Below are 12,378 nucleotides of genomic sequence, written 5' to 3' on the forward strand. Positions count from 1 at the left end.
ATTTTTGCTCTGCGAAAGTTGAGTTATTAAATTTCCGGCGGGGTAGAGGACGATACGCAGGAGAGGGGAGGAGCAGGGGAAGGGTTTTCGTAGTCGAACCGAAGAGGGAGTGGGTATGGGGTGGAAACCCTACCCATTCCCTCCCGTGCATCCAAGGTATGGGTTTGCAGGGGCAAAGGACCTCGCCAGCGGCGATGTTTTTCTAATAATATCCATCATATTGTTGATTATTCAGGCCGGGAATTCGGGCCCGGATATAGTATAATGGGGGCACTCGGATAGGAGAGGTGAAGTTTATTGTCAGGCGCAGAACTTAGCATGATGGATTATTTTACGGAACAAAATATAGAGCTCTTCCTGGAGCGCTTCCGCTCTCTAGGGCCGCTGCCCGGCATTCTGCTGACCTTCCTGAAATCGTTCGTTCCGCCGCTGCCGACGATTGTGATCGTGGGGGCCAATGCCGCGATTTACGGGATGTGGCTGGGCTTCTTATACTCCTGGATTGGGCTCGTGAGCGGGAGTTTGCTGACCTTTCTGCTGATCCGAAAAGCGGCCGAGACTCCCTTCATGCGCCGCTGGGCGGCCAAGCCCAAGGTGCGGAAAGCGATGATATGGGCGCGCAGAAACGGATTCAGCTTCGTATTTCTGCTCAGCATGCTGCCGGTAGGCCCGTTCGTCGTGATTAACATGGCCGCGGGGCTAACGCGGATGTCGGCCGTTTCCTTTGGCACAGCGGTAGCTTTGGGGAAGGCCGTCATGGTCTTCTGCGTGTCCTATATCGGCACGCAATCTGTCCGACTTTGCCGCGCAGCCGGCCAAGCTCCTTGGCGTCGCGGCGTTTATTGCGGCCTCCTTGTGGTTGAACCGGAAGCTGCAGAGCTACTTCACGGCAGCCGCAGCCGAGCCCGCCGAGTAAACATGGGATAACAAGACTGGAGTTGGTTTGGCGTTATGAAGACCTGCGTGAAATCCCCCCAAATCAAAGAACCCCCAACTTCTGCGGACTTTCTTTCAAACAGAGCGTAACCGGTTCGAGATGCTGCTGCGGGGCATCCTGCCCGTGCAGTTGGCCTTTGAGCAATTCAACGGTTTTTCGGCTGACCTCCTCAATATTTTGCGCAACGTAGGACACACCGGGCAATTCGGGGTTGTCAAAAGTCATGAGCTCGATCCGGTCCAGTAAATGCTGCTCGCTCAAATAATCGTACACGTAATGGGCTAATTGAACATTGACGGTAAAAACGGCGGTAATTTGCTCCCTGTCCTTTAAAAAATCGGTGATTTCCCGTTTCGCCTGATTTTGCTGAAGCGATTGCAATTCAAGCATGCACCATAACGTTTTATCGATAGGAAACTGGTGTTTCAAATAGGCTTTTTCATAACCGGCGGCCCGGTCTTCCGTGACCGAATTCGTAATTTCCGGAGAAATATAGGCGATATGCCGGTGTCCCTTGGACAGCAAATACTCGATAGCTTCAAAGGTTCCTTGCATATTATCCGAGGTTACGCTGGCCATGCGAATATTTTTAAAAAACCGGTCTACCAATACGACCGGAAACTTGTCGAACGCCAGCTGAATAATGGTCTCGTTATAGTTCTCCGCTTCGGTCGGAAAAATGATCAATCCTTTAACCCCAAAATCCAATAATTGACGAATCGCCAAGGTTTCCCCTTCGGCGGACTCCCGCGTGATCCGCAGCATAATTTGGAATCCGTCCTCGCTGGCGTATTTCTCAATATAGTTGAGCAGCTGTTGATCTATTCGGGTTTTCATGCTTGGGAAAACGACGCCGATCATCACCGGAGAGTTCGAAACAGGCCGCAATTCCGCGGACTGGCGGGAGACGAAGGTCCCTTTTCCCTGGATTCTTTCGACCCACCCTTCCTCGGCGAGGCCAATGAGCGCGTTTTTGGTCGTGATTTGACTAACGCGGTATAAGCTCGACAATTCCTTCTCCGATCCGACCCGATCTCCCGGGCGGAGCACGCCAAGCCTAATCTGTTCTTTGATGCTCTCCTGGATTTGTTTATAAAGCGGCAGTTCTTTCATAGATTCGCTCCCACACCTAAATAGAATTATAATATACTAAGTTGATTATATATTTTGTGTAAAGAAGTGTCTACAGAAATTGGAAACACCAGTTAAATATATTATGTAATGTTTATTTAAACGAAGTGGGGAACGGGGATGGTTATCTACGCCTATAACTTTATACTATATTTAGTATATATTATTTGGATGGTATATACTAATATAGATTTTGCAGATGGAACCGCGTCATAGTATATCTTGCCAATGTTTATAGCCGGGAGGTGGCGGAGTACTGAAGCTGCAGTGCAGGAAAACTACAAGTGAAAATTTCAAGCCATTGAAAGCGCATCCAGAAAGGAGGGAGGGAAATGATTGTGAAAGCGGACACAGGGCAAGCTAAAAAGTTTTCAGAGAGAATGCTGCCCTATATCTTTATTGGACCTGCCGTAATACTTATCACTTTATTGGCTATCGTGCCTTTGTTTTACTCCGTTTATATCAGCTTGTTGAACTATAATCTGTCTCTGCCAAGCACGATGATCAAGTTTGCCGGGTTGGAAAACTACCGGTATATGTTCAGCAACGGTCCGTTTATGAAGTCCATCGTATGGACGCTGGTCTTCACTTTCTTTACGGTATCCTTGAACGTAACGTTGGGGATGGTCCTGGCGCTTATTTTAAATAACGAGAAAATCAGCAGACAGACGCGGATATTCAAAAGCTTGTTTATTCTTCCGATGATGCTGGCTCCCGTCGTTTCAACAACGATGTGGAAAATTATGTTTGGCGCCATTTACGGGCCTATCAATTATATTATCGAATCCCTCGGACTGAAAGCGGTGGCCTGGACGGGGGAGACGCTGCCGGCAAAGATCGCCGTCATCATGATCGATGTGTGGGGTTCAACGCCTTTTTGCATGCTCATCCTGATCGCCGCTTTGCAAACGGTGCCAAAAGATATTTATGAAAGCGCGTATATCGACGGGGCAAACCGGGTAAACACATTCTTCAAGATTACGTTGCCGCTGATTCGTAATTTTATAGCGCTCGTCGTTTCGCTGCGCGTGATGGATGCTTTAAAAATATTCGATTCGATCATGATTTTGACGGATGGCGGCCCCGGGGATACGACCGAAACGATGGGAACGATGATCTACAAGACGGCCTTTCGTTATATGAACGTTGGGGCCGGTTCCGCGGGAGCGATCATTTTCTTCGCGATTATCGTCGTCGTCACGCTTGTGTTCCTGAAAGTGCTTCGTAACGATCGGCAATAGGAAGGGGGGAGAACATGAAAAAATATTATGCCGAAAAAAGCGCGCTTTATTTGCTGCTTCTTCTTTTTATCGTCCTGTTTTTGTTTCCGATTTATTGGGCGGTAACGACTTCATTCAAGTCTGTCGGCCAGATTATGAAAGTACCTCCGGAATTTTTTCCCTCCAAGTGGGTTTTGCAGAATTATGTAGAGGTGTTTACGGAGCATCAGATCGGAACATATTTTCTCAACAGCCTGATCGTTGCCGTTGTTACTACGTTGTGCACTTGCCTTGCGGCTACTTTTGCCGGATACGGCTTTTCGCGTTTCAAGTTCAGCGGGAAAGCTTTCTGGCAGTATGCCATCATTGTGATGCGTATGGTTCCGGGGCTGGTATTCATCATTCCCTACTATATTATTTTCCAAAAGCTAGGCATTCTTGATACGCTTTTCGGGCTTATTATCGTTTACATTACCGCCTCTCTTCCGTTGGCTATCTGGCTGTTTATGGGATTCTTCGACGAAATGCCGGCAGAGATGTTCGAGGCGGCCAAAATCGACGGCAGCAGCGAGTTCGGCATTTACTGGAGGATCGCCCTGCCCCTGATCGTGCCGGGGATCGTTGTGGCTTCTATACTCGTGTTTCTGGCTGCGTATAACGAGTTCAGCCTTTCTCTCGTGCTTGTGTTTACGGACCAGAACAAAACGCTTCCGCTCGGTATCAGCGGCATGATTCAACTGCAGAAGGATACGCCATTCGGCACTTTGGCCGCCGCCGGCACCATCGCCTTCATTCCGGCGCTCATTCTGGCGTTGACGACGCAAAAGTATGTGCAAGCCGGGATTACTGCCGGAGCGGTCAAAGGTTAAACAACCATAACAACAAAATTTTGATCAGGGGGTTTCAGATATGGGAAGAAAATTGCAGTTAACGATGACATGCCTGCTGGCAACGACGCTGATCCTCAGCGCATGCGGTTCCAAAAAGGCCGAACCTTCGGCTCCGGAAGGCGAATTTAAGGAAATTACGGTACAAGCCCCGGACGTGCTCGGCATTAAATTGAACGATCTGAACGGGGGAGGAACGCTTGGCGGACAATATGCGGGGCAAAAAATCGTAGTGGCGACAAGAACGGGGGACTTTGCGGACGCGCTGAAAAATGCCGCGAAATACTTTGAGCAGGCTTCGGGAGCGTCGGTGGAGGTACAAAGCTTTCCGGCAGGCACCGATGTCGAGAAAATTCAATTGGATTTGAACACGGGACATCACTTTGACGCGGTGTTGATGCCGGTGGCCAATGTGCACGGCTATGCGGAGGGAGGACTTATCCAGGACTTGCAGCCGTACGTTGATTCCATTGCAAGCCCGAATCTGGATTTGGATGATTTTATTCCAAGCTTATTGCAAAGTTATGGCAAGTATAAAGGAAAGCTGGTTGCTTTCCCGTACAAACCGGATTCGCAGTTGTTTTTCTACCGCAAGGATCTGTTTGAGGATCCGAAAATCAAAGAGCAGTATAAAGCGAAAACGGGCAAAGAATTGGCGGTGCCGACCACGGTTGAAGATTTCTTGACGACGGCCGAATTTTTCACGCAGAAGTTCAATCCGGAGTCTCCGACCAAATACGGGTACAGTTCTATGGCTTCCAAAACCAACAGCCGGTTGATTTGGCAAAATCGTTTGGCGGCTTTCGGCGGGAAAGACGTGGATGAAAATTTCAAGCCGGCATTTAACAATGAAGCGGGGCTGAAAGCGATGGAAACGATGGTGGAATTGCGGAAATACGCCCCTTCCGAGTGGCTGCAATTGGGCTGGGACGAGGCGAATGCGCTGTTCGCCAGCGGTGAAGTTGCCATGATGGAACAATGGCCGGGGCTTTATAGCACCATTGAAGGCGATCAATCGAAGGTGAAGGGCAAGGTCGGCTTTGGAGTTACTCCGGGCGGATCGCCTACGATGGGCGGTTGGGCGATCGCGATGACGAGTACGACGAAATATCCCGAAGCTACTTATAAATTTTTGGAGTATGTCACTTCGAAGGACGGGGAATTGCTGAAAATCGATTATACCATGGACCCGACACGTACTTCCAATTACGAACGTCCGGAAGTGATGGCTTCCAATCCGATGTATCCGGCACTGCTCGACTCCTTGTCCGCGGCGAAAATTTTGGTGGATCCGGACGTGCCGTTCGTATCGTCAAAACTGAACGATATTATGGAAAATGCGGTTCAGGCCGTGCTGAGGGACTTCCTTACTCCGCAAGCGGCGCTTGACGAGATGCAGCAAGAGTTCGAAAAAGAAATTAAATTTGCCGGTTTAAGTCAATAGTTGAGGGGAGTTGCGGACAGCATGAGCGGTATGCATACGCGCGGGGAGTATCCGCGTCCACAGTTTGAACGGAGTTTGTGGTTAAACTTGAACGGCGAGTGGCAATTTCAATTCGACGACAAACAGGTCGGGGTTGCCGAACAATGGTTCAAGGACAAGATTCTGGAGCAAAAAATCCGCGTGCCTTTTTGTTACCAAAGCAAATTGAGCGGAATCGGGGTTTCGGAGTTTCACGATACGGTCTGGTACAAAAGGACGGTCGACATTCCCGAGGAGATGAAGGGCAAGCGGATTATCCTGCACTTTGGAGCGGTTGATTACGCTTCCCGGGTTTGGGTGAACGGCCATATGGTCGCTGCACATGAGGGTGGACATACCCCGTTCGCCGCAGACATTACGGATGCGCTGAAGGAGAACGGCCCGAACGTAATTACGCTGCGTGCGCAAGACTTCAGCAGGGATGTTACCTTGCCGCGAGGCAAGCAATATTGGAGAGAAAAATCCGAACTGATCTTTTATACTTCGACAACGGGAATCTGGCAGCCCGTGTGGATCGAGGCGGTAGAACCGATTCATTTGCGCCGGGTTTACTATTATCCTGATATTGACCGGAATGAAATCGGCATTCAATATGTAGTGGAAGGCTGGACGGAAGATACGGAGATTACGATCCGGACCCAAATCTCTTTTGAAGGGGAAACGCTCGCGGTCGATGAGTGTAAAATGACGGCATCCCGGCAAAAGCGCCGGATCGAGCTGCATGATTTTAACGATCACGGGATGGGGCGCTGGTGGAGCCCGGAGCATCCGCATCTGTACGATGTGGAATACCGTTTGTATGCCGGAGGGGCTTTGCTGGATACGGTCCGCAGCTACTTTGGGATGCGCAAAGTGTCCGTGGACAGCGGCAAACTGTGCCTGAACAACCGCCCGTTTTACATGAAGGCTATCCTGGATCAAGGCTATTTTCCTGGCGGCATCTTGACAGCCCCGGCGGATGAGGATTTAAGACGGGATGTGGAGCTGACCAAACAAATGGGGTTCAACGGTGTCAGAAAACATCAAAAAATTGAAGATCCGCGTTTTCTGTACTGGTGCGATAAACTGGGACTCGTCGTTTGGGGGGAGGCCGCGAATGCCTATGCTTTCAGCGAAAGCTATGTGAAGAAATTTACGGCGGAATGGGCCGAAGCGGTGGATCGCGACTTCAACAGCCCTTCGATCATCACCTGGGTTCCGCTGAATGAAAGCTGGGGCATCCCGAACGTGAAGGTGGACGAGCAGCAACGGCAGCACGCCATCGCAATGTATCATTTCACAAGATCGCTGGATCCGACAAGATTGGTCATTTCCAACGACGGCTGGGAGCACGCGCAATCGGACTTGTGCACGATCCACGACTACCGGTGGGATTACGGCGAACTAACCCAAAAATACAGCCGGATCGAAACAGCGCTGGATGCGCCGCAAAATCGGGATATGTATGTGAAAGGGTATCGGTATGAGGGCCAACCGGTTTTAATGACGGAGTTTGGAGGGATTTCCTTCCAGTCCGGAGACCAGAGCGGCTGGGGCTACTCGGGGGCGATCGACGCCGCGGACTTCGAGGTGCGCGTGCGGGCGGTGATCAAAGCGATGCATGATTCACCGCTGATTCAAGGTTACTGTTATACGCAATTAACCGATGTCGAGCAAGAAATCAACGGGCTGCTGACCTTTGACCGCGAATCGAAAATTCCTCTGGAAACGATACGGCGATTTAACGAGGGCAAATTTGAACCGGAGGAGGACCTATGACAACAACGGCAATACCAAGAGCGGAATATCCGCGTCCGCAATTCGTCAGAAATAGTTGGCGCAGTCTGAACGGGATATGGTCTTTTGCGTTTGATGACCGGAACGTCGGGGTTAAGGAAAAATGGTATCAAGGAAAGGCGAATTTTCCGCTGGAAATCACGGTGCCTTTTTGTTATCAGAGCGAACTGAGCGGGATCGAAGACAAGCAGGTGCACGAATGCGTGTGGTACGAAAAAACCTTTGCGGTCCCCGATGAATTTGCGGGCAAACGGGTAATCCTGCATTTCGGAGCGGTGGATTACGAATGCAGCGTGTGGGTGAACGGCTTGCCGGCCGGGAAACACCGCGGCGGGTTTGCCTCTTTTTCGCTCGAGATTAGCGATCTGATCGCCGGGAAGGACAACCGGATTACCGTAATGGCCCGGGATTATCTACGGGATTTGACGATTCCCCGGGGCAAGCAATACTGGAAGGCTAAGGGGGAAGTCATGTGGTTTACGAACATGACCGGTATCTGGCAGTCCGTGTGGCTTGAATTCGTTGACGAAATTTATATGGAAAAGGTGCGGTTCACACCGCATTTGGATACGAATGAAATCGAAATTCAGGCGTTTATCGACGGCTGGGATGACCGGCATCGGATAGAGCTGGATACGCGTATCGAATTCGCCGGGGATGTCGTCGCGGAGGAAAGCAGAAGAATCCTGGCGGGCACGGAGGCTTGGCGCGTGAATTTGCGGGATTTTAACGATCACGGCCTGGGACGCTGGTGGTCGCCGGAAACCCCCAACTTGTACGACGTCAGCTTTGAACTTAAAGTCGATGGAGTGACCGTCGATCAAATTGGCAGTTACTTCGGGATGCGCAAAATATCCGCCGACGATGGGAAACTGTGCCTGAATAACCGCCCATACCGTATGAAGCTCGTGCTGGATCAAGGTTATTTTCCGCAAAGCTTGCTGACGGCCCCAACGGAGGAAGCGCTTCGCCGCGATGTCGAATTGTGCAAAGAGATGGGATTCAACGGAATGCGCAAGCATATGATGGTAGCGGACCCGCGATATTTATATTGGTGCGACAAGCTTGGCGTGTTGGTTTGGGGAGAGATGGCGGCCGCCTACGTATATAACGAACAATATGCCTACCGCATGATCGAAGAATGGAAGGAGGTCATCGACCGTGACTACAACCACCCTTCCATCGTCGTTTGGGTTCCGCTGAACGAAAGCTGGGGAGTTGCGGATATTTATTATAACGAGAAGCAGCAGCATCACGCGCAATCCCTTTACCATATCACCAAATCGGTCGACTCAACCAGACTGGTCATATCCAATGATGGCTGGGAGCATTGCAAATCGGATTTATGCACGGTGCATGATTACTGCAAAGACCCTGAAATTCTGAACCGGCGCTACTCGAGCATCGAAAATATCATCGCCGATATGCCCGGCCTGGAAGGAAGAAAGTTTATCTACAACCCGGGTTTCTCCTATCAAGGCGAGCCGGTGCTTTGCACGGAATTCGGCGGGGTAAACTACCATGTCGAGCCGAGTTCTCCTGTCGTTGAGCCCAAAGCGGAGAACGGCGAGCAGTTTGTGTCGCAACTGGTGGACGTGATTCGGCCTTTCGTGGTTTCGGGGCTTGTCCAAGGCTACTGTTATACGCAATTAACCGACACGGAAACCGAAATCTGCGGCTTATTGACATGGAATCGGGAGCCCAAGGTTCCGGTGGAAGTCATCCGTAGAATTAACGAAGGATATGCTGACTTTTAATCGAAGATTGCTAACGATGGGCCCACCGGTATCCGGGAGGGCTCATTTTGTTTTGGTTCGATAAGAAAATATTTCTTTTTTGTGAAAGCGTTGACAATTATTATGGAAAGCATTATTGTTGTAAAATAAATAAAATATTTGTATTAAAACAAATATTTTATTTATTTGCCAGACTCAATTTATAAAGGAGGCCAAACATGACTCAACATTCGTTCCGTAATCCGATTTTGGCGAATGGGGCCGATCCCTGGATTATCCGGCATCGCGACGGGAGTTATTATATGTCGGTGACGCTGGGAGACCGCATCGCGCTTTGGCGCAGCGCGACCCTGACCGGACTGGCCGAGGTTCAGCCGAAGACGATCTGGGTTCCCGCTGCGTCCGGCCCGTATTCCCGCAATTTATGGGCGCCGGAGCTCCATTATATCGAGAATCGCTGGTATATCTACTATACGGCGAACGATGGCGGCGGGGACGACACGAGAAGAGTGTGCGTGCTTGAACTGTCGGGGGATGATCCGCTGAACGGCGAGTGGCGTTTTAAAGGCGCCGTCAATACGGAATTTCCGGGACTCGACGGGACGGTCATTGCACATCGGGGAGAACTATATTTCTTCTATTCCGGATACGGATATTTTCCCGATTACGGATCGGCCGTTTATGCCGCCCGCATGGCCAATCCCTGGACCCTGACCGGGCCGAATGTGCTGATTACGGCACCGACGCTAGGCTGGGAAAAGCAGGGAGGGATGGCGATTAACGAAGGCCCGGTGTTTTTGCGGCGGGGCGGCTGGATTTTCCTCGTGTTTTCGGCGAGCGCCACCTGGTCGGACGACTACTGCCTGGGAATGACGAGGATTGCGGAGTCCGCGGATCTTCTGGACGCGAAAGCCTGGATCAAACATGAAGGCCCGGTTTTTGTTAAAAGTCCGGAGTCGGGGGTCTATGCTCCGGGACATAACAGCTTCACCGTGTCTCCGGACGGCTCCGAGGATTGGATCGCTTACCACGCCTACTCCTATTCCGAGGCGGAGCAGCCGCGCTCATCGGGATCTCCCCGCAGCACGCGCCTGCAAAAATTCGGCTGGAAGGAAAACGGTATGCCGGATTTCGGCGTTCCTCTAGGAATCGATATTCCTGTACCCCGCCCTTCGGGAGAATAAAAAAACATCTTCGGAACAAAGGTTTTGCAACTAGAAAAACTCCCAAAAAATCAGGGTTGCGGAAAATAAAGGCGTTGACATGCCGCAAATGCCGGATTACAATCTATCAAAATATACAAAATTATTGTATTAAAATATAATATTAGTTTCGACCGTGCCGATTTTGCTGGTATTCAGGGACTCCGTCAGCTTGTATGTCACCCGTAAAGGCTGGGAAAATGGGGGGGCTGTCCACCGCCAAAATCAGGCTGCAGAACGGCGCGAACCAAATCCGGTTTACGGGGGATACCAGGTACGTTGAGCTTGATTTCTTCGATATACGGCCGGTAAAATGAGTCTGCTGATCGTGAAATGAATAACGTTGATTTATTGCGGCTTTTTATAGTAAAGTCAATAAAGATAGAACAATTTTTGGGAATACGGTTACGGAGGTTCATATGCTGGAAGTCGGTATACATGAACCAGATAAGCTGGTTCAGGTCGCTCACGCTCTCTCGACGCGCTCTCGGGTCGACATGCTTCGTTTGCTCAACACGCGAAGCATGAATATTATTGAACTTGCCGAGGCCCTTCAGCTTCCGGTGTCGACGGTGGCGAACAACGTGAAGGTGCTGGAAGCCGCCGGGCTGATCAATACGGAACTGCTTCCGGCGGTACGCGGAGCGATGAAGGTATGCAGCCGGAATTATGACGATATTCAGATCTCGCTGAACTCAAGCATCCGGACCTCGAAGGACGGGATGAAATATTACGAGGTCGAGATGCCGATCGGCCATTACAGCGATTGCGAGGTGCATCCGACCTGCGGCATGGCATCAAGCGAAGGGATGCTGGTGCGGGAAGACGAGCCGGCGAGCTTTTATCATCCCAAGCATGTGGCGGCGCAGATTTTGTGGTTCCGCAAAGGTTATGTGGAGTATCAGTTTCCGCTGGAGATTCCGCAAAACGCACGAATCCAGTCGCTCGAACTGTCCATGGAAATGTGCTCGGAAGCGCCGAATTACGACAATGATTGGCCTTCGGATATTTCCGTGTGGATCAACGGCGTGGAGATCGGCATGTGGACGAGTCCCGGCGATTTCGGCGATCGGCGCGGGGCGCTGAATCCGCCGTGGTGGGAAGATTGGTCGACGCAATACGGCCTGCTGAAGACATGGCGGGTTGACCACGAGCGGACCACGTTGGATATGCAGAAAGTGTCCGATGTGACGCTAAGCGATCTGGGCCTTGACCAGCGTCCGAGCCTGCGGGTGCGGATCGGCGTGAAGCCGGACGCTGTCCATAAAGGCGGGGTCAATCTGTTCGGCAAGCAGTTCGGGGATTATGAACAGGATATGATCATGCAGGTTGCGTATACGCTCGATCCGGTCGAATAAACGATCGGAAACGAAACCATGAACTGGATCTGCTCATGTGCGTTATGTATACATTGAATGAAAATGAGTGAAAAAAGAAAGCCGAGCCGTTAATTCCGGTTTCCCGGAGTTGGCGGCTTTTTCTTATGGGTGAAGCTAGCTGTCGGTATGTCATTGGGGAAAGGGGCCCCTGCATACGTTTTGGTGGGGGCCACCGTGGAAATAGCGGTAAAAAAGGTTCTTATTTCCACCAAAAAAGGGGTAGATGAGGAATAGGGGATTTTTTTACCGCTATATTTTGAAAGCTAGGGGCAAAAAGCGCTTTTTCCAGGCTTCGACTTCAAATAGGGACAAAAAGTTCCGCTATTTTCCGCAGGAGGAGCAAAATCGTAAAGATAGCGCCCCAAATTACCTCTATTTCCGGCAGAGGCGGTAGCAGAGAGCTTCCCGCCTCATTCCTGCCCCGCCTAAAGTCCCGAACCACCGCAGCTGACCGCTGCTGACGCTTACCTGCGCATGCTTCTTGCTTACCTGCGCATGCTTCTTGCTTACCTGCGCATGCTTCTTGCTTACCTGCGCATGCTTCTTGCTTACCTGCGCATGCTTCTTGCTTACCTGCGCATGCTTCTTGCTTACCTGCGCATGCTTCTTCACAACATCCCTGCAGGG

General features: G+C 50.8%; 9 protein-coding genes and 1 pseudogene. 8 read left to right on the top strand and 2 right to left on the bottom strand.

Annotated elements, in window-relative coordinates; all coding sequences use genetic code 11:
* Nucleotides 1-321 precede the first annotated feature (321 nt).
* Nucleotides 322-916, top strand: a pseudogene (locus NYE74_RS08510) (TVP38/TMEM64 family protein).
* A 63-nt stretch (nucleotides 917-979) separates the two neighbouring features.
* Here the strand turns inward: NYE74_RS08510 and NYE74_RS08515 are convergent.
* On the bottom strand, nucleotides 980-2,050 hold the full coding sequence (locus NYE74_RS08515; RefSeq protein ID WP_036619643.1) for a GntR family transcriptional regulator: 1,071 nt from the start codon (nucleotides 2,048-2,050) through the stop codon (nucleotides 980-982).
* Between the two features lie 350 nt (nucleotides 2,051-2,400).
* On the opposite strand from NYE74_RS08515, the gene NYE74_RS08520 reads away from it, so the two are divergent.
* The 7 genes from NYE74_RS08520 to NYE74_RS08550 all read left to right on the top strand — a co-directional run bounded on the left by NYE74_RS08520 (nucleotide 2,401) and on the right by NYE74_RS08550 (nucleotide 11,730).
* Nucleotides 2,401-3,309 carry a carbohydrate ABC transporter permease gene (locus NYE74_RS08520; RefSeq protein ID WP_036619645.1) on the top strand — a complete coding sequence of 303 codons (909 nt, stop codon included), beginning with the start codon at nucleotides 2,401-2,403 and terminating at the stop codon, nucleotides 3,307-3,309.
* 14 nt (nucleotides 3,310-3,323) lie between these two features.
* Complete coding sequence (locus NYE74_RS08525) at nucleotides 3,324-4,157, top strand: carbohydrate ABC transporter permease (RefSeq protein ID WP_316561665.1); 834 nt, start codon at nucleotides 3,324-3,326, stop codon at nucleotides 4,155-4,157.
* A gap of 40 nt (nucleotides 4,158-4,197) precedes the next feature.
* Entirely contained in the window at nucleotides 4,198-5,619 is a 1,422-nt protein-coding gene (locus tag NYE74_RS08530) for an ABC transporter substrate-binding protein (RefSeq protein WP_036619649.1), read from the top strand.
* Between the two features lie 21 nt (nucleotides 5,620-5,640).
* Entirely contained in the window at nucleotides 5,641-7,416 is a 1,776-nt protein-coding gene (locus NYE74_RS08535) for a glycoside hydrolase family 2 protein (RefSeq protein ID WP_036619651.1), read from the top strand.
* Nucleotides 7,413-9,191: a glycoside hydrolase family 2 protein gene (locus NYE74_RS08540; RefSeq protein WP_036619653.1), complete on the top strand. Its 1,779-nt coding sequence runs from the start codon at nucleotides 7,413-7,415 to the stop codon at nucleotides 9,189-9,191. The genes NYE74_RS08535 and NYE74_RS08540 overlap by 4 nt, the downstream gene beginning before the upstream one ends.
* Before the next feature lie 197 nt (nucleotides 9,192-9,388).
* Nucleotides 9,389-10,354 carry a glycoside hydrolase family 43 protein gene (locus tag NYE74_RS08545; RefSeq protein ID WP_124333441.1) on the top strand — a complete coding sequence of 322 codons (966 nt, stop codon included), beginning with the start codon at nucleotides 9,389-9,391 and terminating at the stop codon, nucleotides 10,352-10,354.
* Nucleotides 10,355-10,791: 437 nt separating this feature from the next.
* Complete coding sequence (locus NYE74_RS08550; RefSeq protein ID WP_036619658.1) at nucleotides 10,792-11,730, top strand: ArsR/SmtB family transcription factor; 939 nt, start codon at nucleotides 10,792-10,794, stop codon at nucleotides 11,728-11,730.
* Between the two features lie 393 nt (nucleotides 11,731-12,123).
* On the opposite strand, the gene NYE74_RS08555 is transcribed toward NYE74_RS08550, so the two are convergent.
* The gene (locus NYE74_RS08555) at nucleotides 12,124-12,363 is read right to left on the bottom strand and encodes a hypothetical protein (protein ID WP_341004743.1); all 240 of its coding nucleotides are present in this window, start codon (nucleotides 12,361-12,363) and stop codon (nucleotides 12,124-12,126) included.
* Between the last annotated feature and the right edge of the window lie 15 nt (nucleotides 12,364-12,378).

This window comes from Paenibacillus sp. FSL P4-0127, assembly GCF_038007325.1.
Taxonomy (GTDB): Bacteria; Bacillota; Bacilli; order Paenibacillales; family Paenibacillaceae; genus Fontibacillus; species Fontibacillus macerans.

Coding starts and splice junctions, on each gene's coding strand:
- NYE74_RS08530 (WP_036619649.1), top strand. CDS start 4,198: ATGGGAAGAAAATTGCAGTTAACGATGACATGCCTGCTGGCAACGACG.
- NYE74_RS08525 (WP_316561665.1), top strand. CDS start 3,324: ATGAAAAAATATTATGCCGAAAAAAGCGCGCTTTATTTGCTGCTTCTT.
- NYE74_RS08520 (WP_036619645.1), top strand. CDS start 2,401: ATGATTGTGAAAGCGGACACAGGGCAAGCTAAAAAGTTTTCAGAGAGA.
- NYE74_RS08540 (WP_036619653.1), top strand. CDS start 7,413: ATGACAACAACGGCAATACCAAGAGCGGAATATCCGCGTCCGCAATTC.
- NYE74_RS08545 (WP_124333441.1), top strand. CDS start 9,389: ATGACTCAACATTCGTTCCGTAATCCGATTTTGGCGAATGGGGCCGAT.
- NYE74_RS08515 (WP_036619643.1), bottom strand. CDS start 2,050: ATGAAAGAACTGCCGCTTTATAAACAAATCCAGGAGAGCATCAAAGAA.
- NYE74_RS08535 (WP_036619651.1), top strand. CDS start 5,641: ATGAGCGGTATGCATACGCGCGGGGAGTATCCGCGTCCACAGTTTGAA.
- NYE74_RS08550 (WP_036619658.1), top strand. CDS start 10,792: ATGCTGGAAGTCGGTATACATGAACCAGATAAGCTGGTTCAGGTCGCT.